The sequence below is a fragment of the Bradyrhizobium sp. RD5-C2 genome (assembly GCF_019972155.1).
Lineage (GTDB): Bacteria > Pseudomonadota > Alphaproteobacteria > Rhizobiales > Xanthobacteraceae > Bradyrhizobium.
The window spans coordinates 346,183-369,141 of sequence record NZ_BOVL01000010.1; the positions used below are offsets into that span (position 1 = coordinate 346,183).

A 22,959-nucleotide genomic window follows, 5' to 3' on the forward strand; every position below is an offset into this window, starting at 1 on the left:
TCCGGCTGGGCCGATTGTCGTAACGCCCGGAACGGTCGGCCTCGACGTGCTGGCGCGCGTGCTTGACGGTGCGCCCATCGCGCTCGATCCATCGTTCTGGCCGCGCGTCGAGGCGGCCGCGGCGATCGTGGCGAAAGCGGCGCAGACCGACGTGCCCGCCTACGGCATCAATACCGGTTTCGGGAAACTGGCGTCGACGCGGATCGCACCTGATCAGACCGCGCTGCTGCAACGCAACCTCATCCTGTCGCATTGCTGCGGAGTTGGACCGGCCACGCCTGAGCCGATCGTGCGCTTGATGATGGCGTTGAAAGTGATCTCGCTCGGGCGCGGCGCGTCGGGTGTGCGCCGCGACGTCATCGAGCAGCTGCAGGGCATGCTGGCGCGCGGCGTCTCACCGCTGGTCCCACAACAGGGCTCGGTCGGCGCCTCCGGCGATCTGGCGCCGCTCGCCCACATGACCGCCGTCATGATCGGGGAGGGGCAGGCATTCCTTGATGGCAAGATCGTGCCGGGTCATGAAGCGCTTGCCGCCGCCGGTCTTGCGCCGCTGACGCTCGGCCCCAAGGAAGGACTCGCGCTGATCAACGGCACGCAGTTTTCGACCGCCTATGCGATTTCCGGCCTGCTGCGTGCGCATCGCCTGGCGCGTGCCGCGCTGGTGACCGGTGCGCTGTCGGTCGATGCGGCGATGGCTTCCACGGTGCCGTTCCGTCCCGAAATCCAGTCCTTGCGCGGCCATGATGGACAGATCGCTGCGGCCGCGGCCCTGACCGCGCTGCTCGACGGCAGCGACATCAGGCAATCGCATCTCGAAGGCGATGAGCGGGTGCAGGACCCGTATTGCCTGCGCTGCCAGCCGCAGGTCGCGGGCGCCGTGCTCGATCTGCTCGTGCACGCCGCGCGCGGACTGACGATTGAGGCCAATGCCGTGACGGACAACCCGCTGGTCCTGGTCGATACCGGCGAGATCGTCTCAGGCGGCAATTTCCATGCTGAGCCGGTGGCGTTCGCCGCCGACCAGATCGCGCTCGCGCTCTCGGAGATCGGCGCCACCAGCGAGCGCCGGATCGCGACCCTCGTCGATCCCGCGCTCAACTTCGGCCTGCCGCCGTTCCTGACACCCGAGCCCGGCATCAATTCCGGGTTCATGATCGCTGAGGTGACGGCGGCGGCGCTCTATGCCGAGAACAAGCAGCGCGCGATGCCGTGCTCGATCGACTCCACGCCGACCAGCGCCAATCAGGAGGATCATGTCTCGATGGCCGCGCATGCCGCGCGCCGGCTGTCCGACATGGCCGACAACCTCGCGGCCATCTTGGGCATCGAGCTTCTGGTCGCCGCGCAGGGCATCACGCTGCGCGCACCACACGCGACAAGCGTATCGCTCGCTGCGGTGATTGCCGCGTTGCGCGCGCATGTTCCGGCGCTCGCCGCCGACCGCTACATGGCCGACGATCTCGCGCGGGCAGCGTCGTTGATCGAAGCCGACGCGTTGCCCGCCGCTGCGATCGCGGCCCTTTCGTCCGATCCATTTCCAAAACTTGCGTAGCCGACAGGGACATCCGTCATGAACCGCCGACTGGATAACGAACGTATCATCCGCGCGCCCCGCGGCTCCGAGATCAGCGCGAAGAGCTGGCTGACCGAAGCGCCGCTGCGCATGCTGATGAACAATCTGGACCCTGACGTCGCCGAGCGTCCGAGCGAGCTCGTGGTCTATGGCGGCATCGGCCGTGCGGCGCGCGACTGGGAGAGTTTTGACCGGATCGCTACCTCCTTGCGCAAGCTCGAAGGTGATCAGACGCTCCTCGTGCAATCCGGCAAGCCGGTCGGCATCTTCCGCACCCATGCGGATGCACCGCGCGTCCTGATCGCGAACTCGAACCTGGTGCCGCATTGGGCGACGCTCGATCATTTCAACGAGCTCGATCGCCAGGGCCTGATGATGTTCGGCCAGATGACGGCAGGCTCGTGGATCTATATCGGCAGCCAGGGGATCGTGCAGGGCACCTATGAGACGTTTGTCGAAGTCGGCCGCCGGCACTATGGCGGCAGTCTCGCCGGCAAATGGATTCTTACCGCGGGCCTCGGCGGCATGGGTGGCGCCCAGCCGCTGGCCGCGACCATGGCCGGCGCCTCGATGCTCGCCGTCGAGTGCCAGCCGAGCCGCATCGAGATGCGGCTGCGCACGGGATACCTCGATCGCCAGGCGACGACGCTCGATGAAGCCCTCGCAATCATTGCCGACGCGGCCAAGACCCATAAGCCGGTGTCGGTCGGCCTGCTCGGCAATGCGGCCGAGATCTTCCCCGAGCTGGTGCGCCGCGGCGTGCGGCCGGACATCGTCACCGACCAGACCAGCGCGCATGATCCGATCAACGGCTATCTGCCCAAGGGGTGGACGCTCGCCGAATGGGAGGCGCGGCGCGCCGCCGATCCGAAGGCGGTCGAGACGGCGGCCAAGACCTCGATGGTCGATCATGTGCAGGCCATGCTGGATTTCCACGCGCAGGGAATCCCGACGCTCGACTATGGCAACAACATCCGCCAGATGGCCAAGGACATGGGCCTGAAGCAGGCGTTCGACTTTCCGGGTTTCGTTCCGGCCTATATACGTCCGTTGTTCTGCCGCGGCGTCGGGCCATTCCGCTGGGCGGCGTTGTCGGGCGACCCCGAGGACATCTTCAAGACCGATGCCAAGGTCAAGGAGCTGATGCCCAACGATGGCCATCTGCACAACTGGCTCGACATGGCGAAGGCGCGCATCAAGTTTCAGGGACTGCCGGCGCGGATTTGCTGGGTCGGGCTCGGCGACCGCCATCGCCTTGGCCTTGCCTTCAACGAGATGGTGGCGCGTGGTGAGCTCAAGGCGCCGATCGTGATCGGGCGCGATCACCTCGACAGTGGCTCGGTGGCGAGCCCGAACCGGGAGACCGAGGCGATGCGCGACGGATCGGACGCGGTGTCCGACTGGCCGTTGCTCAATGCGCTGCTTAACTGTGCGAGCGGCGCCACCTGGGTGTCGCTGCACCACGGTGGCGGCGTCGGCATCGGCTATTCGCAGCACGCCGGCATGGTGATCGTCGCGGACGGCACGCCGGAGGCGGCGCGCCGGCTCGAACGCGTACTGTGGAACGATCCGGCGACTGGGGTCATGCGCCATGCCGACGCTGGCTATGAAACCGCGATCGAATGCGCCCAGGCCAATGGCCTTGATCTGCCGAGCCTGCGCGCCTGAGATGGCGTTGGCGAGAAGCCGCTGATGACGGTTCTCGCCAACCCGGCTCAATCGGCCGACAGCGGCTCGCCCGTCAGCGACCAACTCTCGCCATCAAACGTCGCGATCCGCAGGGTCCGAAACGGCGTGTAGTCGCCGGGCCGGGTGCTGATCGAGACGCCCGGCAGCATCATCGGCAGCCGCGCGCCGCTGAGCGACGTCGCCTGCTTGATCAGGTTCTCGCGGGTGAGATCGTCGCCGCATTTGCGTAACGCCAGCTCGACGGCGTGCACGTTCATATAGGCAACCAGCACGGAATAGTCGTCCGGGTTGGCCGAGGGGGCGTACGTCTTCAGGAAATCCTTGTAGGCCTTGACCTCGTCGTCATTGGCCCAGGCCGGGTCGCCGGGCTGCTTGAGGAATTGCGTGGTGACCAGCCCTTTCGATGCTTCGAGGCCTGCGGGCTTCAGGATGGTTTCGACCGATGCCGTCGAGCCGCCGATCACGTGCAGCGGCTTCCAGCCGAGCTCGTAGACTTTGCGGATCGACTGCGCGGCGGCCTTCGACGACGACTGCTCGATCAGCGTGTCGACACCAGCGGCCTTCAGCTGGACGATTTGCGAGTCGATCGTCGGGTCGGCAAGTTCGTAGGAGGCCTGGGCGACGATCAGTTCGGCCTTCGGACCGAGACCGTCGCGGAGGCCTTTGAGATAGTCCTTGCCGTAGTCGTCGTTCTGGTAGAGCACGCCGATCCTGGCGTCGGGCTTTGCCTTCAGGATGTACTTGGCGACGACGCGGCCTTCGGTTTCGAAGTCCGGATAGAGCGGGATCGTCCACGGAAACGTCTTGGGATCGTTGAAGCGGCGTCCGCCGGCGGTGATGAAGAGCTGCGGCACCTGCTTGGCGTTGAGGTATTTCTGGATCGCGACATTGGGCGCGGTTCCGATCGTACCGACCTCGGCCAAGACGCCGACATCCTCGATCAGCTTGCGCGATTGCTCGACCGCCTTCGGCGCGCTGTAGGCGTTGTCGAGCTGGGTGAAGTTGATCTTGCGCCCGTTGATGCCGCCCTTCGTATTCAGCATCTCGAAATAGCCGACCACGGCACGCCCGGCGCCGGCGCCGAAGGCGGAGGCGGGGCCGCTCAGCGGCGTCGATTGACCGAGCTTGATCTCGGTGTCGCTGGCGCCGGGTCCATAGGCCTTCTGCGCGTAGGCAGGCGCCGCCAGCAGGGCTGACAGCGCGACGGCCGCCAAAGCCCGGTCGATGATGTGGTTCAAGGTCGTTCCTCCCTGTAATTCGTTTCTTGTTGCGCTAGCGCAGCAGCTCGCGGGCGATCACCACGCGCTGGATCTGGTTGGTGCCTTCGAAGATCTGGGTCAGCTTGGCGTCGCGCATCATGCGTTCGACCGGGTAGTCCATGGTGTAGCCGTAGCCGCCGAAGATCTGGACCGCGTCGGTCGTCACCTTCATGGCCATGTCGCTGCCGACGCATTTGGCCATGCTGGCAAGCACGTTGAGCCGCTTCCAGTCGCCGGCATCGCCGGCGCGGGCGCATTCGTAGACCAGCGCGCGGGCCGCCTCGATCTGCATCGCCATGTCGGCAAGCATGAACTGCACGCCTTGGAACTCGGCGATCGGCTGCTTGAACTGCTTGCGTTCCTTGGCGTAGGCGACGCATGCATCGAGCGCACCCTGGGCAAGGCCGACCGACTGCGCGCCGATGGTCGGGCGGTTGAGGTCGAGCGCGCGCATCGACGCGCGAAAGCCCTTGCCTTCTTCACCGACGAGGTTTTCGGCCGGCACCCGCGCATTGTCGAAGAAGATCGGGGTGTTGGGCGCGCCGCGAAAGCCCATCTTGCGCTCGTGGCGGCCGAACGTGATGCCCGGCATCTTCTTCGGCTCGACGATGAAGGCGCTGATTCCGTCCGCACCGGCGCCGTCACTGGTCCGCGCCATCACCACGATGTAGTCGGCGACGACGCCGTAGCTGCACCATTGCTTGCGGCCGTTCAGGACATAGCTGTCGCCGTCCTTCCGGGCGCGGGTGTTGAGCGCGGCAACGTCGGAGCCGGCCTGTGGCTCCGAGATCGCGATCGCCGTGACCACGCCGCCCTGGGCGATGATCGGCAAATATTTCTGGCGCTGCTCTTCCGAGCCGAAATGCAGCAGCGGCATGATGAACATGGTGTTGAGCGCAGCAATCGATGCGCAGGCGGGCGAGACCTTCGAGATCTCCTCGCGCGCGATGCAGGCCATGGTGAGGTTGCCGTTCGGGCCGCCATAGCGCTCCGGCACCCAGAGCTGCATCAATCCCATCTCGCCGAACAGCTTGACCAGCTCGAGCGGGAAGCGGTCGGTCTCGTCGATTTCGGCGGCAATCGGCGCCACGTGCCTGGCGACCATCCTGCGCAAATTGTCGCGGAACGCGACCTGCTCCTCGGAAAAACTCATACGGGCTCCCGCTTGTTTTCTTTGCCGGAAGCCAAAAAGGGGCTTCCATTGAATGGGTGATCCATTTAATAATTCACCGCATGAGCACCAAGTCAAGCCCTCGCGCGCCGCAGCGCCCGCGCACCGCATCGCCGAACCGGCGGGAGCGGGCCACCGATCTCCGTGCCGCCGCCACCGCGGCCACGCCGACATTCAAGCCGATCCACACCAGGCGGACGTTCGAGGAGATCTGCGAGCGCATTCGCGAGCAGCTGGCGCTCGGCGTGCTGAAGCCCGGCGACAAGCTGCCGGCCGAGCGCGAACTCGCACAGCAGCTCGGCGTCAGCCGGAATGTGCTGCGGGAGGCGCTGCGCAGCCTGGAGATGGCCGGCGTGCTGCGGCTGCAGAAGGGCGTCAAGGGCGGCGCCTTCATCCAGCAGGGCGACACCCGGCGCATGAACGAGGTCATGCGCGACATGCTGAGCCTCGGGACGATATCGGTGCGGGAATTGTCGGAGGCGCGGGTCCACGTACTCGACCTTGTGGTGCAGCTGGCATGCGCAAATGCACGCCGGGCCGACCTCGATGCGCTGGAAGCCAATATTGAGCGGACGGAGCTTGCGACGAAGGAAGGCAGGCTGCTCGATCGGGTCGAATGCTCGCGCGAGTTCTACAAGCTGCTCGCGGCTTCGACCGGCAACAAGGTGATTGCGATGATCGTGGACTCGGTCACCGAGATCCACATGCGCTTCGTCTACGCCAAGGTCGCTTCCAGCGGGGTTGCGATGGCGCGGCTCGCGGAGAAGCGGCGGCAATTCCTGGCGGCGCTCAGCGAGCGAGACGTGGCGCTGGCGAGCCGGCTGCTGCGCTCGCACCTCGAATCCGTGCAGCGCATGCTGGAGCAGGATCCGGGAGCCATGTCGCTTCACGTGGCATTGGCCGACGTGCAGCCCGGGATGCGCCGGTAACGCGCGGCGCGGGCAAATAGATCAACACTCAAACGGCAATAACAATGGAGGCAAACGTGTCCAACTACGCCAAGTATGAATGCCTGACGGTCGAGGTCGCGGACAAGGTCGCGACCGTGACCTTGAATCGCCCGCAGGCGCGAAATGCCATCAATCAGAAGCTGATCCGCGAGCTGCGGACGATCTGGGACGACCTTGCCGACGATCATGCCGTCAATGCCGTGGTGCTGACCGGCGCCGGCGATTTCTTCAGCGTCGGTGGTGACGTAAAGGCGATGTCGGAGCGGCCTGGCGGCGACGTGCTCGAGGAGGGCGAGGTGCACGATCCCATGATCAGCCGGCGCGGCGTGACCCGCCAGCTCGAGCTCGACAAGCCGATCATTGCGGCAATCAACGGCGACGCCATCGGCCTGGCTGCGACCCACGCGCTGCTCTGCGACATCACCGTGATGGCGGAGGATGCCCGGATCGGCGACACCCACGTCTCGCGCGTCGGGCTGGTGGCGGGCGACGGCGGCACGGTGATCTGGCCGCTGCTGATCGGCATCAACAAGGCCAAGGAATTCCTGATCCGCGGCACCCTGTTGAAGGGCAATGAGGCGGAGCGGATCGGGCTGGTCAACCATGTCGCGCCGCGCGCCGAGGTATTGGCCAAGGCCCGCGCGATCGCAATCGAGCTAGCGAACGGCCCGACCTGGGCCATTCGCTGGACCAAGCTGTCGATCAACCAGATCGTCAAGGAGCGCGTGAACATGCTGCTGGAGGCCTCGATGGCGCTGGAGCAGGTGACGTTCGAGACCGCCGACCACAAGGAAGCGACGATGTCGTTCAAGGAGAAGCGCAAGCCCAGGTTCGGCCAGGCGTAGCTCGAGGCTGGGCAATGACGACGACCGAAGCGTCGAATGACGATGTCGCAGGGATGTTGCGCGATTCCTTGCGCGGCTTCCTCGACGAGCATTGGCGTTCGCGCGGCGCAACGGCGTCGTCCTCGCCGGATGAGGTGTCGGCGATCTGGCGCAAGCTGGTCGGGCAGGGCGTCGCCGCGCTCGGTGCGGAACGTGGCGAAGGCGGCCTCGCCGAGATTCTCGTCGTCATGGCGGAGCTCGGCCGGGCCGGATGTCCGGCGCCGATGTGGTCTGCAGCTATGGCCAATCTTGCGATCTCCGGATCGCAGGCCGACGTCGTGGAGGATCTGCTGGAGCGGCTGCATTCCGGGAAGGCCATCGTCGCCTTCTCGTTCGGGGCGTTGGATCCCGATCGCGGGACTGGTTCGGTCGAGGCCACGAACAGCACAGCAACAGGAGTGCTTCGCTTTGTCGAGGCAGCGGGAGACGCCACGGATCTTCTGGTCGCGCTCGATCAGGCCCATCTTGCGCTGATCGATCTTGGCGGTGTCAGTGTCGAATGCGTCGCGACCCGCGCGTTGGGGGCGTGGGGACACTACGAGGTCAGGCTGAGCGCAGCGCCGTTCACGCGCATTCCGGTCGGGAGGGTTGATCTGGACGATCTCCGCATCAAGGGCAGAGCGGCGTTGACCGCGCGTGCCTACGGCGCGGCGCGGCGTGCGTTTGAGCTGGCCGTGGACTACGCCAAGGAACGGCACCAGTTCGGACAACCGATCGGCAAGTTCCAGGCGATCCAGCACAAGCTGGCGAATTGCCTGATCTCGCTCGAAGGCGTCAGGCTGATCCTCGAGCATGCCGCCAGACTGCATGATGGCGGCAACGACGACTGGCGCTACTTCGCCGATTGCGCGTCGGCATTCTCCTGCAATGCGCTGCGACAGGTCTCGCTGGAGACCCAGCATACATTCGGTGCGATCGGCTATGCCGAGGAGCACGAGGCGCCGATCCATTTCAAGCGCGTGCACCTCGATACCATAGTGCTCGGCGGCGCCGCGGATGCGAAACAGAGATTGGCCGCACGGCTGTTGGATGCGGACGGCGCCGGGCTGCCGCAATACGACCTCGGCTCCGCCGGAAATGCGTTTCGCGAGCAGGTCCGGCTCTGGCTCGCGCAAAACTGGACCGGTGACACGAAGCAGGCGTTCGACCAGAGGCCATTCGCCAAGCGCGAGTTCGATGCGAGCTTCGCGCGCGATGTGGGCGAGACCGGGTGGATTGGCCTCGGATGGCCGGAGCAATTCGGCGGCCAGGCCCGCTCTCCGCTGGAGCAGATCGCCTTCATGGAGACGATGGAGCGGGGCGAGGCGCCCCGGATCGGTGCGGCGATCCAGGCCAATGCACTGATGATGTTCGGCACGGCAGAACAGCAGCGGAAATACTTGCCGGAGATCCTGCGCGGCGAAGCCATGCACGGCATGGGTTACAGCGAGCCGCAGGCGGGCTCGGACCTCGCGGCGCTGCGCACCAGTGCGATCAAGGACGGCGATCACTGGGTGATCAACGGCCAGAAGATCTGGACCACCACCTGGTGGGGCAAATACATGTTCCTTGCCGCGCGAACCGACAAGGATGCCAAGCCGCCGCACGCGGGCGTCAGCATGTTCATCGTGCCGATGGATGCATCGGGCATCACCATCCGTCCATCTGTCACCATGTATGACGGCACGTTTGCAAACATCTTCTACGACAATGTCCGGATTCCCGCCGAGAACCTGGTTGGCGAGGTCAATGGCGGCTGGAAGGTGCTGACCGGCGCGCTGGCCTTCGAGCGAGGGCTGGTCGGTGGCGGCATCGTCCTGAAGGTCGCGCACGCCTTCGAGCAGCTGCGTGCGCATGTGATGGCCAAGGAGGGCGAGCGGTCTCTGGCCGACGACCCCATCGTCCGCGACAGGATGGCGACCCTGGCATCCGAGATCGAGATCGGCCGTCTCTTGATGATGCATTGTGCCGAGCTTGCCGCCGACGGCGTGACGCCGCCGGAATATGGCGCGATCAGCAAGGTGTTCTCCGGAGAGCTTATGGAGCGTTTCGGCGAGGTCGCGCTCGATATTCTCGGGATGCGCGCCGCGCTGTCCGAGCAGATGCCGGGCGTGGTCGACAACGGTCGCTTCGAGCAGAATCTGCGGCATTCGCTGATGTGGGTCATCAGCATCGGGACCAACGAGATCCAGCGCAGCCTGATCGCGCAACGCGCGCTCGGGCTGCCGAGGTAGGAGAGATCGGATGCAGAAGGATGACGACAGGACGCCGCTCGCCCGGGTGCGGGTGCTGGATTTTTCCATCATGGTGGCGGGGCCCTATTGCGCGCGGCTGCTCGCCGACGTCGGCGCCGAGGTCATCAAGATCGAGCCGCCGGAAGGCGACGACATGCGGCTGCGGACGCCGCTGCGCGAAGGCCACAGCACCTATTTCGGCCAGCTCAATGCCGGCAAGCGCAGCCTGGCGCTGGACCTGAAGAACGCCGATGCCATCAAGCTCGTGCATCGCATGGTCGCGGAGGCGGACATCCTTGTCGAGAATTTCCGTCCAGGAGTGATGGAGCGGCTCGGCCTCGGCTACGACGCGCTGCGCGAAATCAACCCGCGTTTGATCTATTGCTCGATCTCGGGCTATGGCCAGTCGGGCCCTGCCGCCGAGCGCGCGGCATACGCGATGATCGTGCACGCCGAAAGCGGATTCGATACCTCGCTGATGCGTTATGCCGGTGACCGGGAGCGTCCCGCGGCCGGAGCGATCTTTGTTGCCGACATCCTCGGCGGCATCTTCGGCTATTCCGCGATCCAGACCGCGATGGTCCAGCGCGAACGCACCGGCAAGGGGCAGCGCGTCGATGTGGCGTTGATGGACTGTATGCTCAACCTGCTGGTCTATGAGCTCCAGGAAGCCCAATTCCCGATCCGCTCGCCGCGTCCGACCTATGGGCCGGTCCGCACCCGCGATGGCGATATCCTGATCGCCCCAGTCACGCCGCGCAATTTTGCGGCGCTATGTGAGGTCACGGGGCAGGCCGAGCTGGCGAACGATCCGCGCTTTGCGACCATTCCGGCGCGAGGCGCCCACTGGACCGCCATGATGCAGGTGATCGAGCAATGGACCGACCGCCACACCGTCGCCGAATGCATCGCGGCGCTGGATCGAGCCGGCGTTCCCTGCGCCGAGTACCGGACGCCGGGTGCCGCGCTGACCGACGCCCATCTGCGTCAACGTGGCGTGTTCGGGACGGTCTCGGATGGTGCCGGCGAGTTCGTCGGCGTCAACGCGCCATGGCAGATGTCGGGGGCCGATACGTCGATCGGAAGTCAAGTTCCCGGGGTCGGCGCGCAACGGGACGATGTGCTGTCGCGGATCCTCAGATTGTCGCCGGACGCAATTGCGGCGCTCGCGGCTGCGGGCACGTTTGGCAGGACGCCGGCCTAGGCAGCCGGACGCCGGCGATCTCAGCTATCGGACGGAGCGTCTGGCGGCGGAGCCTTCGCGATCGCGAGCAGGCATTTCAGGAAATGCGCGCGGTCTTCCTTGCGCAAGGGCGCCAGCATGATGTTTTGCAGCTCGGCAGCGGCTGGGATGACGGCGAGCAACGCTTCCTCGCCCTTGGCGGTGATCTGCACCTGGAGCGAGCGGCGGTCGTCCGGATTGTTCTTCTTCGAGACCAGCCGGCGCGCCGCCATCCGCTTCAGCATCTCGCTGAGCGTGTTGCGGTCGCAGCTGATCCGGTCTGCCAACACCGAGGGGGTGAGAGGACCCAATTGGTACAGCGCCATCAGCACGCCGAATTGCCGCGGCGTGATGTCGCTCTGGCGGGTTATGCTCTGATAAAGCCCGTCATAGCGGGCTTCCAGCAGCCGCAGCAGAAACCCGACGCCGCCTTCGAGCTGCCAGTCGCGCGCAATGTCCGTCGCCGAACTCGGTTTCATATTCTTGTCGGCTGCCATGCCGTCGTTGGACTCCGATTTTTCGAATTCGCGTTAGCCGTTAGCAGCTTGGCCTGACGTTCTCAACCCTGCGGTGAACCGCCCCCCGGTCTGTTCGTGGCACGATGCAACTGCTTTCGGCCTTGTCAGGCATTTGGCAATGTAGTACGTATACGTATCAAATGCGATGCCAAGACATCGTGCAGGGAGGTTGAACTTGGACCTGCGTGAGCTGCTGTCGATTCCTTATTTGCTCGAGGCTGAGGCGGTCGAAACCGAGCCGGGGCAGTGGCGGGTTCGTCTTGCCTATCCGGAGCTGCCGGGATGCACGGCGGAAGCCGCCGTCGTCGAGGACGCCTTACGGGAGCTCGAGCGGCGCCGCATCGAATTGATCGTCGGCCTCGTGGAGGCGGGCAAGCAGCCTCCCATTCCGCGCAAGCCGCTCTCCGCATCCGATCCGCTATGGACCGCTCAGGATCTCGGACTGTCTGACCGCGTCGCAGCGCTTCTCGGCGGTGCGGCGGGTCCGGCCACACGCAATTGAAGGAGGCAAATTCATGCTCTCGCGCGAAGACAATGAACGCCTGGTGAGGGTCGGCAAGGGCACGCCGCTTGGCGACCTGTTTCGGCTTTACTGGATTCCCTTCCTGCCGTCGGCGGACCTCGCCAAGGGCGGACAGCCGAAGCGCATCCGGCTGCTTGGCGAGGATCTGGTCGCCTTCCGCGACACCGAGGGGCGGGTCGGGCTGGTCGATCAGGCCTGCCCGCATCGCGGCGCGCCGCTGATCTTCGCACGGAACGAGGATTGCGGGCTGCGCTGCGTCTATCACGGCTGGAAATTCGACTTCGCCGGCGCGGTGACGGATATGCCCGCGGAGCCGGTGCGCAGCCGCCTCAAGGAGCGGGTGCGGATCAAGGCCTATCCCTGCAAGGAGCGCAACGGGATGATCTGGACCTATATGGGCCCCGACCAGGCCGAGCTTCCGCCGCTGCCGAACCTCGAATGGAATTTGGTGCCGGCCGAGCAGGTGCACATCTCGGTGCGGGTCCAGGAGTGCAACTGGCTGCAGGCTGTCGAAGGCGAGATCGACTCGGCGCACGCGCCGCTGCTTCATGGCCGGCTGGACGCGCAGGGCACGACCAGCGCCTGGATCCAGAAGCGCGACCTGCGGCCGACCTTCGAATGCATCAAGCAGGACTTCGGCATGAGTATCGCCGCGCGGCGCAACTACGATGCCAATACGCTGTACTGGCGGGTCAACCAGTTCATGCTGCCGTTCTATACGCTGGTGCCCCCGCTGTCGCCATTCCCGGATCTGAGCGGGCACGCCTGGGTGCCGATCGATGACGAGAATACGCTCTGCATCATGTTCTCCTATCATCCGTCGGAACCGCTGCTGGAGAAAACGCGGCAGGTGTTCGCCGAAGGACACAAGGGCCGCGAGAGCGGTCATGCCAGCCGCCACGCGCTGGTTCAGCACCCGGTGACGGTCCCCTATGCAGGCTACTGGACCAAATACAATCCGCAGAACGGCTTTCAATTCGACTACGAGGCGCAGCGCACCACCTGGTTCTCGGGCCTGCCGGGGCTGTGGGTGCAGGACGGCGCCTGCCAGAGTGGCGTCTCGCCGATCTTCGATCGCACCAAAGAGACGCTGTGCTCGAGCGATACCGGAATTGCGATGACGCGGCGCTTCATTCTGGAAGCGGTCGGCGCCTATCGCGATCACGGGATGAAGCCCAAGGGCGTCTCGGATCCCGACGTGTTCATGGTGCGCGCGGTGTCGCTGCGGCTGCCGCCGGAGGATTCCTGGGTCGACGTCGGCGCGCCGTTCATGCGGGCGAAGCTTGGTGCCGACTTCGGGTACGAATTGTGAGCGCATCCCGCCATGGCTGAAATGACGCAGGACGTGCTGGTCAAGCGCATCGGCTATGAGGCCGAACGGATCAATTCCTATGAGCTGATCGCCCGGACAGGCGGCGAGCTCCGGCCGTTCACGGCCGGGAGCCATATCGACTTGCATCTGCCGAACGGCATGATCCGCAGCTATTCGCTGGTCAACGATCAGCGCGAGCGGCATCGCTATGTGATCGCCGTCAACAAGGATGCCGAGAGCCGGGGCGGCTCTAGCTTCGTCCACGACTCCATGAAGGTCGGGGACATCGTGACGATCTCGGAGCCGCACAACAATTTCGCGCTGCACGAAGCGGCAGAGCATTCGGTCCTGATCGCGGGAGGCATCGGCATCACGCCGTTATTGTCCATGATCCGGCGCCTGGAGGCGCTCGGACGCCGCTGGGAGCTGTTCTACGCCGCGAGGACGCGCACCGCTGCCGCGTTCCTCGACGAGCTCGACGCATTCCGATCCGATCTTCATTCCAGGATACATCTCGATTTCGACGATGAGCGTTCGGGGCTTCTGTTCGACCTGCCGGCAATCGTCGGCAACGCACCGGCCCACGCGCATCTTTATTGTTGCGGCCCGGTGCCCATGCTCGCGGCATTCGAGGCAGCGGCGGCTGATCGGCCTTCGGACCGCGTGCATGTCGAATATTTCCAGGCGCGCGAAGCGCCTGCTACCGAGGGCGGCTTCGACGTCAAGCTCGCGCGAAGCAATCGCACGATTGCGGTCGAGCCCGGCAAGACGATCCTCGATGCGTTGCTGGATGCCGGCATCACCGCGAACTACGCCTGCACCGAGGGAGTCTGCGGCACCTGCGAGACGCGCGTGCTCGAGGGCACGCCTGACCATCGCGATCAGTTTCTGAGCAAGGAAGAGCAAGCGGCGAACAAGAGCGTCATGATCTGCTGTTCGGGCGCCAAGTCCCGCACGCTCGTGCTCGATCTCTAGAACAACAGACGACGGGTGGAAACAATGAAGTATCTTTCGCAAATCGCCGGAATGGCCCTACTGGCCGTTTGCGCCGGTTCGCCCGCATCGGCGGACGCTGCGCGCTTCCTCAAGATCGGCGTGCTCAACGACGCATCCGGCCCTTATTCGGACAATGCCGGCGAAGGCTCGGTGACGGCGGCCAGGATGGCTGCCGAGGATTTCATGCGGCTTCACTCGGATTTCAAGATCGAGATCGTCTCCGCCGACCACCAAAACAAGGCGGATGTCGGCGCCGCAATCGCGCGGCGCTGGATCGATCAGGAGAAGGTCGATGCGGTCGCCGACGTGCCGAACTCGGCCGTCGGGCTCGCCGTCAACGAAGTCGTGCGCGGCACCAAGGCGGCGCTGATTGCATCGAGCGCGGCATCCTCCGACCTGACCGGGAAATACTGCTCGCCCAACACGATCCAGTGGACCTTCGATACCTGGGCGGCCTCGCACACCATCGGCACCTACCTCGTGCGTCACGGCGGCAAGAAATGGTATTTCATTGCGACCGACAATGCGCTCGGCAAGTCGATGGTGCGCGACGGCACGGCGGTGATCGGCGCCGGCGGCGGCACCGTGCTCGGATCGGTCAACGTGCCGATCAACAATGCAGACTATGCCTCGTTCATCCTGCAGGCGGATAGCTCGGGCGCCGACGTGATCGCGTTCGCGACCGCCGGCGGCGACACGGTCAGCCTGATCAAGCAATCCGCCGAGTTCGGGCTGAAACAGAGCGGGCGCACCTTCGCGGCGCTGCTGACCACCACCAACGATGTCGAGTCGAGCGGCCTTGCGGTTGGGGAGGGGCTGATCATCACCCAGCCGTTCTACTGGGACCTCAACGATGCCAGCCGTGCCTGGTCGGTGAGGTTCAGCGCGCGTCAGCACGGGCAATCGCCGACCGCGTTCCATGCCGGCGTCTATTCCTCCGTGCTGGCTTACCTGAACGCGGCGCTGGCGGCAGGAACCAATGACGCGCCGGCGGTGATCCGGAAGTTGAAGGAGAAGCCGATCGACGACGCCTTGTTCGGGCCGGTCGTGGTGCGCGCGGACGGCCGCACCATTCACAACATGTACATCTTCAAAGTGAAGAGCCCGAATGAGTCGAAGAGCAAGTGGGACCTGCTGGAGCAGGTCGGCGTGCTGTCCGGGCCGGAGGCGTTTCGGCCGCTCGACCAGGGCGGATGCTCGCTCGTCGAGCCGCCGAAGAGCAATTGACGACGACGGAAGCGACCTTCGGATCAACACTTCTCAAACTGACGGACCTCCCGATGCTGGATCAGCTTGAAGCCGACTTCCCCGAGCACACGCCGCGCCCTGCCGATGCGCCAAGGGCGCTCGAGGGGGTCCGGGTGATCGATTTCTCGCATTTCATTGCGGGACCGTTTGCGACCATGATCCTCGCCGACATGGGCGCCGAGGTGATCAAGGTCGAAGCGCCCGGCCGCGGCGACGATTTGCGCCGCTATCCCCCGGTGCATCCGGATCTCAGGCACGGTGCGCCGTTCCTCTGGACCAACCGCAACAAGCGCAGCATTGCCCTCGATCTCAAATCGCCGGAGGGCCTGAAGGTCGCGCGCGAGCTGGTCGCGACGGCAGACGTCGTTGTCGAGAACTTTTCGGCCAGCGTGATGGCGCGGCTGGGGCTCGATTATGAGAGCTGCCGCAAGATCAAGCCCGAGATCATCTATTGCTCGGTGTCGGCCTATGGCCGCGACGGAGCGTTTTCGGACCGGCTCGGCTTCGATCCGATCGCGCAGGTCGAGAGCGGCTTTGTCTCCATGAATGGCTACGCCGATCGCGAGGGCGTGCGCGCATTGTCGCCGGTGATGGATATCAGCACCGCAATGATGGCCAGCAATGCGATCCTTGGCGCGTTGTTCGCGCGGGAGCGGAGTGGGCAGGGCCAGGCCATCGAGGTCTCGTTGTTCGAGAATGCCGTCCTGATGACCGGCTACGCCACCATGCAGTCGCTTTTCAACAATGCCGATCCGAAGCGAAGCGGCAACACCAGCCCGGATACGTGTCCGTCGGGTGTGTTTCAGGCCAGCGATTGCGCCTTCTATATCAATTGCGGCAACGACAAGATCTTTCAGCGCCTGATGGCGCAAGTTCTCGAGCGCGAGGATCTCGCCGCGGCCGAGATCTATGCAGCCGGCCCTGATCGAATCCGTCGGCGCGAGGAGCTGTTTGCGATTCTCGGCGATGCCTTTGCCCGGCAGCCCTGGTCGCACTGGCAGTCGCGGATGCGGGCGGCCGGGGTGCCCTGCGGTCAGGTGCGCACCGTCGGCGAGGCGATCCGCTCCCCGGAGGCAAGGGAGCGCGGGATCGTCACCCGGATACCGCACGAGACGCTGGGTTGGGTGCCGAACGTAAACCTTCCGATCCGCTATTCGCGGACCCCGATCGTCGATCCCGTTGCGGCACCAGCGGTTGGACAGCACACCGAAAACGTGCTGCGCGAATTGCTCAACTACGATGAGGCCGAGATCGCGCGCCTTGCCGCAAGTGGGGCCTTCGGCAGCCAACCCTCGCGACAGGAGACCAAGCCGTGACGGGGCGCGGGCGAGACGAGCGGACGCTGCGGGGTCGTGTCGCCGTGATCGGGATCGGCGAAACAGAATACTATCGCCACGGCGGTTCTCCCGACCCGGAGTTCAAGCTCGCGCTGAAAGCGATTCTGGCGGCTTGCGAAGATGCCGGGCTCGATCCCCGCGAGATCGACGGATTCTCGTCCTACAGCGACGATCGCAGCGAGGCCTCGCGGCTCGCCGCGGCGCTGGGGACGCATCGATTGCGCGCCGCCACCATGCAATGGGGCGGAGGCGGCGGCGGTTGCTGTGCCGCGGTTGCCAACGCGGCGGCCGCGATCGTCGCGGGCCTCGCCGATTGTGTCGTGGTGTTCCGCTCGCTGGCGCAGGGCCAGTATGGTCGGTTCGGACAGGCGGGTGGGATCCACACCGTTTCAGGCGAGCGGTCCTACCTGATGCCTTACGGCGTGCTGGCACCGCCGCAGCGCTTTGCCATGCGGGTGCAGCGCTACATGCACGAGCATGGCGTGCGCCAAGAGGCGTTGCGCGCGATTGCGCTCGCCTCCTATCACCATGCCCAGGCCAACCCGCGTGCCGTGATGCACGGCAAGCCGCTGGACGTCGAGAAATACGACGCCTCGCGCTGGATCGTGGAGCCCTTCCATCTCTACGATTGCTGCATGGAGAATGACGGCGCGGCGGCCTTGGTGCTGGTATCGGCGGAGCGCGCCGCCGAATTCCGGAATAAGCCGGCCTATCTGCTCGGTGCCGCCTTCGGATCCGGACATCGCGCGGCCGCGACGGCGCACAACGCGCCGCTCTACGCCACGGCGAGTTTCGACACCGTTGCCCCCGATCTCTATCGCATGGCCGGAGTAGGACCGTCGGATGTCGGTGTGGTCCAGGCCTACGAGAATTTCACCGGCGGTGTCGTGATGGCGCTGGCTGAGCACGGCTTTTTCAAGCCAGAGGAGGCCAACGACTTCCTGACCGTCGAGAACCTGATCGCGCCGTCCGGACGGCTGCCGCTCAACACCAGCGGCGGCAACCTCGCCGAATGTTACATGCACGGCTTTGAGCTCGTCCTGGAAGCGGTTCGCCAGGTGCGCGGCACCTCGACGAACCCGGCGCGACGCAGCGACGTCGCAATGGTCATCGGAGGTCCGATGGTCTCTCCTGCGAGCGACCTCATTCTGGGTTCGGAGGCCACCTTATGAGCAAGCCAAGTGCGCGCTATCTCCCGGCAGGCCTGCCGATCCCGGTCGCGGAGCCCGACGGCCTGTCCGCGCCCTATTGGCAAGGATTGCGTCAGGGCAAGCTGCTGGTGCAACGCTGCGGCCACTGCAATACGTGGCAGTTCGGACCCGAATGGCTCTGTCATCGCTGCCACGCCTTCGATCCGGCATGGACCGAAGTCGCGCCGCGCGGCCGGATATTCAGCTGGGAACGCGCGTGGCATCCATCGCATGCCGCGCTGAAAGGGCATGGACCTTACATCGCGGTGCTTGTCGAACTGCCGCAGGCCGGCGGCGTTCGCATGGTCGGCAATCTGCTCGGCGATCCCGAACAGGCGGTTGCAATCGGTGCAGATGTCGAAGGGGTCTTCGAGCATCACCTGGAGTCGGATCCGCCTTACTCTTTGCTGCAATGGCGCCGGCCGTAGGTTTTTTAGGAGTTACTATCGATCCGTTCGCTTGATACGCGCAATCGATCGCACATCTACCGGAGATAGATAGTCCGTGGATCGCTGCACCTTTGATCCATCACGGGTGATATCTGGTTTGCCTGCTTTCGCGTCAGCGCCGCTGACAGGATGAGCTTCGTGGGTCCTTGTCTCACGGCAGATGACATGCAATCTTCCGCCCCCGGCAATGCTGTTCGAGAGCAACAAGAACAATAACCCCTCTCGTCCCTCCAATTCTGTCGAGGGCCTGATCATGTCGAATCCTACCCAAGCGACCTCCGCTCCATGGCGGATAGGCGTGCTGTTCTCGCGAACCGGCTTCATGTCGGTGATCGAGGAGACCCAGTATCAGGGCACGCAGCTTGCGATCGAGGAGGTGAACGAGGCGGGCGGGGTCTGCGGCCGCGAGCTGGTTCCCGTCGCCTACGACCCCGGCTCGGATTCGGCCGCCTATGGCCACTACGCCAAACGGTTGATGGTGGAGGATCAGGTCAGCACTATATTCGGCTGTTACACCTCGTCGAGCCGCAAGGCGGTGCTGCCGGTGGTCGAACGGCTGAACGGCCTGCTTTGGTACCCGACGCTCTATGAGGGTTTCGAGGCGTCGCCGAACGTCATCTACACCGGCGCCTCGCCGAATCAGAACAGCCTCGCGCTGTGCCGCTATCTGATGGATACGTTCGGAACACGATTCTATTTCGTGGGTTCGGACTACATTTATCCGCGCGAGTCCAACCGGGTGATGCGGGAGCTGCTGAAGAGCAACGGCGGCTCGGTCGTCGGCGAACGCTACGTCAACGTCTACGCGCGCTGGCAGGACTTTGTCCCGATCATCCAGGACATCAAGCGGGTCAGGCCCGACGTGATCTTCTCGACCGTCGTGGGGGAGGGCACGGTCTTCCTCTATCAGGCTTACGCGAATGTCGGGCTCGATCCAAAGCAAGTGCCGATCGCCAGCCTGACCACGACGGAAGCCGAAATCGCCGCCATGGGCTTCGACGTCGGCGCAGGACACGTCACCGCGGCATCCTACTTCCAGGGCGTCGAGGGCAGCGCCAACAACGCGTTTGTGCAGCGCTTCAAGAAGCGGTTCGGCGCCGACATCTCCACCAACATGTGCGCCGAGGCATCCTATTTCCAGCTGCATCTGTTTGCGAAAGCGCTCGAGCAGGTTAATTCGCTCGATACGGAAGTCCTCCGCTCCATGGTGTTCGGTACCAGTTTTGATGCACCGCAAGGTGCCGTCACCGTCAACCCAATGTCGGGCCACACCGATCTGTGGACACGCATCGGACGTGCCAACCGCCAGGGGCAGTTCGACGTGGTCAGCCAATCGAAGGAGCCGGTGCATGCGGATCCATTCCTGATCGGGTATGGTCGTGCAACGCAAACAGGAAGCGTCCAATGAACGAGCAGTCGCGTAAGCCGTCGCTGAGCCGAGACGTCGGCGGACGCAAGACCATGGTTCAGGAACTTGCCGATCTGTCGGCCGTCGTGGTCGCGCCGGTCGATGATCAGGTCGGCATGTTGCTGCGCGAATTGCAGCGGTTCAGGATGCGGGTGCGTCAGGTCTGGCCGATGCCGGAGAGCGTGCCGGCCGATGCCGACGTGGTGTACTGCGAATATTCGCCTGATCTGGCGCGGCGTTTGCCGTGGATTCCAGGCGATGCGCGTTCCGCGCTGGTCGTGATCCTGCCGGCGACGGAAGCCGTTCACGCCGATGCGCTGTGTCATGCAACGCCCAACGCCGTTCTGCCGCGGCCGTTTACGCAGAATGCGGTGTTGTCCAGCCTCGTGTTGGCGCGCAGCCAGTTCAGCTACGAACGGCGGCTGCGCAGCAAGATCGAGAAGCTCGACGACAATCTGCGCTCGATGCGCACGGTGGAACGCGCCAAGGCGATCCTGATGGCGACGCGCCAGATGCCGGAAACCGAAGCCTATGGCTTCATCAGACGACAGGCGATGGATCGTCGCGTGTCGGCAAGCGCAGTCGCCGCAGCGATTGTTGACTCGTTCGAACTGCTTGGCTACGATCATCAACAGTAAGCCCCAATAGCGGGGCCGGCGGCGACAGCGCCGCCTTCGACACAACCGGCAACAAAGCCCTCCCAATGCTCGCGTAAGCGCGCATCGGGAGGGCTTTTTGTTTTTTCAGTCCTGAAGGGAGCTAGGGATGAGCATTTCACGGCGGACTTTGCTGAGGAATACCGCGGCGCTTGGCGCATTTGCCGGCGCCGGACTGCCGCATATCTGGATCAAGAACGCCGATCTCGCTTACGCCGCGGGCGGCGAGATCAAGGTCGGTGTGCTGTTCTCGCTGACGGGAACGACCGCGATCATCGAGGAATCGCTCAACAAGGCGACGCTGCTCGCGATCGAGGAAATCAACGCCGCAGGCGGCATCAAGGGCAGCAAGATCGTGCCGATCGTCGAGGATCCTGCGTCGGATCCGGCGACCTTCTCGGAGAAGGCCCGCAAGCTCGTCGTCGGCGACAAATGCGTGAGCGTGTTCGGCTCATATACCTCGGCGAGCCGCAAGGCGGTGCTTCCGGTCTTCGAACGACAGAACAATCTCTATTGGTATCCGACGCTCTATGAGGGCCGCGAGTGCTCGAAGAACGTCATCTACACCGGCGCAGTGCCGAACCAGCAGCAGGACGAGTTCGTGCCCTGGCTGGTCAAGAAGTTCGGCAAGAAGTTCTATCTGATCGGCTCCAACTACATCTATCCGAAGGAAGAGAACAACTACTGCAAGAAGCTGCTTGAGAAACTCGGCGGCGAGGTCGTGGCGGAAGAATATGTGCCGCTCGGCCATTCCGAATTCTCTTCCGTCATCAACAAGATCCGCTCGACGCAGCCGAACGTGATCTTTTCCACCGTGGTCGGCGATTCCGTGGTCGCGCTGCATCGTCAGTACAAGGCTGCCGGCCTCGATCCCGAGAAGATGCCGATGGCTAGTCTCACGACCTCCGAGAACGAGGTCGCGGCGATGGGCGGCGAGGCTGCCGCCGGTCACTTCACCTCGGCGCCGTACTTCATGGTGCACAAGTCGCCTGAGAACGAGAAATTCGTCGAGGCCTACAAGAAGCGCTGGGGCGCCGACAAGGTGACGCATTTCGTCTCGGAGGCCTGCTACTTCCAGACCTATCTGTTCAAGCAGGCGGTCGAAAAGCTCGCCACCAGCGACCTCACGCCGCCGAACATCCGCGACGCGGTCAAGGGCCAGGAAGTGACTGCGCCGCAAGGCAAGGTCCGGATCGAGCCGGAGAATCTGCACACCTGGCTGTGGCCCAAGATCGCGCAGGCGAAGTCGAACGGCCAGTTCGAGATTCTCGTCGAGGCCAAGGATTGGCTGAAGCCGGTGCCTTACGCGGCCTATCCCGGGCAGTCCTGCACCGAGAAGGGCCTGGTCGAGAAGAGCTGACGGGGGCTGACGACGGCCGTCGGCGTGCGGCGCCGGCGGCCGGCTTCCCGCAACGAAAGCCGCCTCTCGCACACATGCGAGGGGCGCAGGCGCCCAAACGAACATCGAAAGCGGATCCCGACGTGGACCAACTCATCGAACAAATCGTCACCGGCCTCAGCATCGGATCCATCCTGCTGCTGGTGGCGCTGGGACTGTCGATCATCTACGGCTCGATGGGCATCATCAATCTCGCCCATGGCGAGTTCGTGATGCTCGGCGCTTATGCCGCCTGGGTGTTTCACACCTATCTCGGGCTCGGCCTGCTCGCGAGCCTCGTTCCGATCTTCCTGGTGGTGGCAACCTTCGGCTGGGTCATCGAACGCTACGTCCTCAGCCTGCTCAACAACCGACCGCTCGATACGATTCTTGCGACCTGGGGCGTCGGAATCATGCTGCAGCAGGCGGTGCGGCTGATGGTCGGCAGCGAACTCCGCTATGTGCAGCTGCCGCCGGCGCTGGCCGACAGCATGAACGTGTTCGGCATCCCGATATCGTCGTATCGGGTGTTCCTGTTCGTCGTGTCGATCGCGCTGTTCGGGGCGACCTGGGTGCTCATGAACCGCACCACGGTCGGGATGAAGCTGCGGGCCATCATCCAGGACCGCTCGGTCGCCGCCTCGTTCGGCATCAACGCCAAGCGGGTTTACGCGCTGACCTTCGCCTATGGCGCGGGCCTTGCCGGACTTGCCGGCGCGCTGGTGTCGCCGCTCAAGAGCGTGTCGCCCGATATGGGCACCGGCTACGTGGTCGACGCCTTCATGGTGGTCGTGCTCGGCGGCGTGCAGAGCCTCGCCGGCACCGTGGCGAGCGCCTTCATCCTCGGCGAGCTCTCCGGCGGCATCGCCTTCCTGCAGAACGACACCGTCGCCAAGACGATCGTGCTGCTCGCCATCGTCGTGCTCATCCGTTTCCGCCCCGAGGGGCTTTTCACCGCACGCGTGCGGGCCTGAGACAGATCG

The 22,959-nt window shown here is 64.6% G+C and carries 20 protein-coding genes; 17 read left to right on the forward strand and 3 right to left on the reverse strand.

Annotated features, from left to right (window positions below; translation table 11 throughout):
* Positions 1 to 13 precede the first annotated feature (13 nt).
* A complete protein-coding gene (hutH, locus tag BraRD5C2_RS12300) occupies positions 14 to 1,552 on the forward strand; it encodes a histidine ammonia-lyase (RefSeq protein WP_223968833.1) in 1,539 nt (512 codons plus the stop codon).
* An 18-nt stretch (positions 1,553 to 1,570) separates the two neighbouring features.
* Complete coding sequence (hutU, locus tag BraRD5C2_RS12305) at positions 1,571 to 3,241, forward strand: urocanate hydratase (protein ID WP_223968641.1); 1,671 nt, start codon at positions 1,571 to 1,573, stop codon at positions 3,239 to 3,241.
* 47 nt (positions 3,242 to 3,288) lie between these two features.
* Here hutU and BraRD5C2_RS12310 read toward each other — a convergent pair whose 3' ends face one another.
* Together BraRD5C2_RS12310 and BraRD5C2_RS12315 are read right to left on the reverse strand one after the other, a co-directional pair.
* Positions 3,289 to 4,491 (reverse strand): ABC transporter substrate-binding protein, encoded by a 1,203-nt coding sequence (locus BraRD5C2_RS12310; protein ID WP_223968834.1) that lies wholly within the window; start codon positions 4,489 to 4,491, stop codon positions 3,289 to 3,291.
* A gap of 43 nt (positions 4,492 to 4,534) precedes the next feature.
* Positions 4,535 to 5,674: an acyl-CoA dehydrogenase family protein gene (locus BraRD5C2_RS12315; RefSeq protein ID WP_223968643.1), complete on the reverse strand. Its 1,140-nt coding sequence runs from the start codon at positions 5,672 to 5,674 to the stop codon at positions 4,535 to 4,537.
* Between the two features lie 80 nt (positions 5,675 to 5,754).
* On the opposite strand from BraRD5C2_RS12315, the gene BraRD5C2_RS12320 reads away from it, so the two are divergent.
* Genes BraRD5C2_RS12320 through BraRD5C2_RS12335 form a run of 4 tightly spaced genes read left to right on the forward strand, consistent with a single transcriptional unit; the run spans position 5,755 to position 10,943 of the window.
* Positions 5,755 to 6,621: a FadR/GntR family transcriptional regulator gene (locus BraRD5C2_RS12320; RefSeq protein ID WP_223968645.1), complete on the forward strand. Its 867-nt coding sequence runs from the start codon at positions 5,755 to 5,757 to the stop codon at positions 6,619 to 6,621.
* A 56-nt stretch (positions 6,622 to 6,677) separates the two neighbouring features.
* Positions 6,678 to 7,487: an enoyl-CoA hydratase/isomerase family protein gene (locus tag BraRD5C2_RS12325; protein ID WP_223968647.1), complete on the forward strand. Its 810-nt coding sequence runs from the start codon at positions 6,678 to 6,680 to the stop codon at positions 7,485 to 7,487.
* Between the two features lie 14 nt (positions 7,488 to 7,501).
* A complete protein-coding gene (locus tag BraRD5C2_RS12330) occupies positions 7,502 to 9,739 on the forward strand; it encodes an acyl-CoA dehydrogenase (protein ID WP_223968649.1) in 2,238 nt (745 codons plus the stop codon).
* Positions 9,740 to 9,749: 10 nt separating this feature from the next.
* Positions 9,750 to 10,943, forward strand: coding sequence for a CaiB/BaiF CoA transferase family protein (locus BraRD5C2_RS12335; RefSeq protein ID WP_223968651.1), 1,194 nt, complete (start codon positions 9,750 to 9,752; stop codon positions 10,941 to 10,943).
* Between the two features lie 20 nt (positions 10,944 to 10,963).
* On the opposite strand, the gene BraRD5C2_RS12340 is transcribed toward BraRD5C2_RS12335, so the two are convergent.
* On the reverse strand, positions 10,964 to 11,440 hold the full coding sequence (locus BraRD5C2_RS12340) for a MarR family winged helix-turn-helix transcriptional regulator (RefSeq protein ID WP_223968653.1): 477 nt from the start codon (positions 11,438 to 11,440) through the stop codon (positions 10,964 to 10,966).
* A gap of 214 nt (positions 11,441 to 11,654) precedes the next feature.
* Between BraRD5C2_RS12340 and BraRD5C2_RS12345 the strand changes: the two genes are divergently transcribed.
* From BraRD5C2_RS12345 to urtB, 11 genes are all read left to right on the forward strand, one after another.
* Positions 11,655 to 11,981 (forward strand): hypothetical protein, encoded by a 327-nt coding sequence (locus tag BraRD5C2_RS12345; RefSeq protein WP_223968655.1) that lies wholly within the window; start codon positions 11,655 to 11,657, stop codon positions 11,979 to 11,981.
* Positions 11,982 to 11,994: 13 nt separating this feature from the next.
* Positions 11,995 to 13,314 (forward strand): Rieske 2Fe-2S domain-containing protein, encoded by a 1,320-nt coding sequence (locus BraRD5C2_RS12350; RefSeq protein WP_223968657.1) that lies wholly within the window; start codon positions 11,995 to 11,997, stop codon positions 13,312 to 13,314.
* Positions 13,315 to 13,326: 12 nt separating this feature from the next.
* Positions 13,327 to 14,289, forward strand: coding sequence for a PDR/VanB family oxidoreductase (locus tag BraRD5C2_RS12355; RefSeq protein WP_223968659.1), 963 nt, complete (start codon positions 13,327 to 13,329; stop codon positions 14,287 to 14,289).
* 24 nt (positions 14,290 to 14,313) lie between these two features.
* Positions 14,314 to 15,537, forward strand: coding sequence for an ABC transporter substrate-binding protein (locus BraRD5C2_RS12360; protein WP_223968661.1), 1,224 nt, complete (start codon positions 14,314 to 14,316; stop codon positions 15,535 to 15,537).
* 53 nt (positions 15,538 to 15,590) lie between these two features.
* A complete protein-coding gene (locus BraRD5C2_RS12365) occupies positions 15,591 to 16,874 on the forward strand; it encodes a CaiB/BaiF CoA transferase family protein (RefSeq protein ID WP_223968663.1) in 1,284 nt (427 codons plus the stop codon).
* Positions 16,871 to 18,067 carry a thiolase C-terminal domain-containing protein gene (locus BraRD5C2_RS12370; RefSeq protein WP_223968664.1) on the forward strand — a complete coding sequence of 399 codons (1,197 nt, stop codon included), beginning with the start codon at positions 16,871 to 16,873 and terminating at the stop codon, positions 18,065 to 18,067. Before BraRD5C2_RS12365 ends, BraRD5C2_RS12370 begins: the two co-directional genes overlap by 4 nt.
* Positions 18,064 to 18,513 carry a Zn-ribbon domain-containing OB-fold protein gene (locus tag BraRD5C2_RS12375; protein WP_223968666.1) on the forward strand — a complete coding sequence of 150 codons (450 nt, stop codon included), beginning with the start codon at positions 18,064 to 18,066 and terminating at the stop codon, positions 18,511 to 18,513. Before BraRD5C2_RS12370 ends, BraRD5C2_RS12375 begins: the two co-directional genes overlap by 4 nt.
* Before the next feature lie 274 nt (positions 18,514 to 18,787).
* Entirely contained in the window at positions 18,788 to 19,942 is a 1,155-nt protein-coding gene (locus tag BraRD5C2_RS12380) for a transporter substrate-binding domain-containing protein (RefSeq protein ID WP_223968668.1), read from the forward strand.
* The gene (locus BraRD5C2_RS12385) at positions 19,939 to 20,580 is read left to right on the forward strand and encodes an ANTAR domain-containing response regulator (protein ID WP_092125390.1); all 642 of its coding nucleotides are present in this window, start codon (positions 19,939 to 19,941) and stop codon (positions 20,578 to 20,580) included. The genes BraRD5C2_RS12380 and BraRD5C2_RS12385 overlap by 4 nt, the downstream gene beginning before the upstream one ends.
* Positions 20,581 to 20,707: 127 nt before the next feature.
* A complete protein-coding gene (locus BraRD5C2_RS12390) occupies positions 20,708 to 21,958 on the forward strand; it encodes a transporter substrate-binding domain-containing protein (protein WP_223968670.1) in 1,251 nt (416 codons plus the stop codon).
* 122 nt (positions 21,959 to 22,080) lie between these two features.
* The gene (urtB, locus tag BraRD5C2_RS12395) at positions 22,081 to 22,950 is read left to right on the forward strand and encodes an urea ABC transporter permease subunit UrtB (RefSeq protein WP_223968672.1); all 870 of its coding nucleotides are present in this window, start codon (positions 22,081 to 22,083) and stop codon (positions 22,948 to 22,950) included.
* The last annotated feature ends 9 nt before the right edge of the window (positions 22,951 to 22,959 follow it).

What these genes read in the sequence shown, in the direction of transcription:
- hutU (WP_223968641.1), top strand. Translation starts at nt 1,571, where the DNA reads ATGAACCGCCGACTGGATAACGAACGTATCATCCGCGCGCCCCGCGGC.
- BraRD5C2_RS12315 (WP_223968643.1), bottom strand. Translation starts at nt 5,674, where the DNA reads ATGAGTTTTTCCGAGGAGCAGGTCGCGTTCCGCGACAATTTGCGCAGG.
- BraRD5C2_RS12320 (WP_223968645.1), top strand. Translation starts at nt 5,755, where the DNA reads ATGAGCACCAAGTCAAGCCCTCGCGCGCCGCAGCGCCCGCGCACCGCA.
- BraRD5C2_RS12330 (WP_223968649.1), top strand. Translation starts at nt 7,502, where the DNA reads ATGACGACGACCGAAGCGTCGAATGACGATGTCGCAGGGATGTTGCGC.
- BraRD5C2_RS12335 (WP_223968651.1), top strand. Translation starts at nt 9,750, where the DNA reads ATGCAGAAGGATGACGACAGGACGCCGCTCGCCCGGGTGCGGGTGCTG.
- BraRD5C2_RS12340 (WP_223968653.1), bottom strand. Translation starts at nt 11,440, where the DNA reads ATGAAACCGAGTTCGGCGACGGACATTGCGCGCGACTGGCAGCTCGAA.
- BraRD5C2_RS12350 (WP_223968657.1), top strand. Translation starts at nt 11,995, where the DNA reads ATGCTCTCGCGCGAAGACAATGAACGCCTGGTGAGGGTCGGCAAGGGC.
- BraRD5C2_RS12355 (WP_223968659.1), top strand. Translation starts at nt 13,327, where the DNA reads ATGGCTGAAATGACGCAGGACGTGCTGGTCAAGCGCATCGGCTATGAG.
- BraRD5C2_RS12360 (WP_223968661.1), top strand. Translation starts at nt 14,314, where the DNA reads ATGAAGTATCTTTCGCAAATCGCCGGAATGGCCCTACTGGCCGTTTGC.
- BraRD5C2_RS12365 (WP_223968663.1), top strand. Translation starts at nt 15,591, where the DNA reads ATGCTGGATCAGCTTGAAGCCGACTTCCCCGAGCACACGCCGCGCCCT.
- BraRD5C2_RS12375 (WP_223968666.1), top strand. Translation starts at nt 18,064, where the DNA reads ATGAGCAAGCCAAGTGCGCGCTATCTCCCGGCAGGCCTGCCGATCCCG.
- BraRD5C2_RS12380 (WP_223968668.1), top strand. Translation starts at nt 18,788, where the DNA reads ATGTCGAATCCTACCCAAGCGACCTCCGCTCCATGGCGGATAGGCGTG.
- BraRD5C2_RS12385 (WP_092125390.1), top strand. Translation starts at nt 19,939, where the DNA reads ATGAACGAGCAGTCGCGTAAGCCGTCGCTGAGCCGAGACGTCGGCGGA.
- BraRD5C2_RS12390 (WP_223968670.1), top strand. Translation starts at nt 20,708, where the DNA reads ATGAGCATTTCACGGCGGACTTTGCTGAGGAATACCGCGGCGCTTGGC.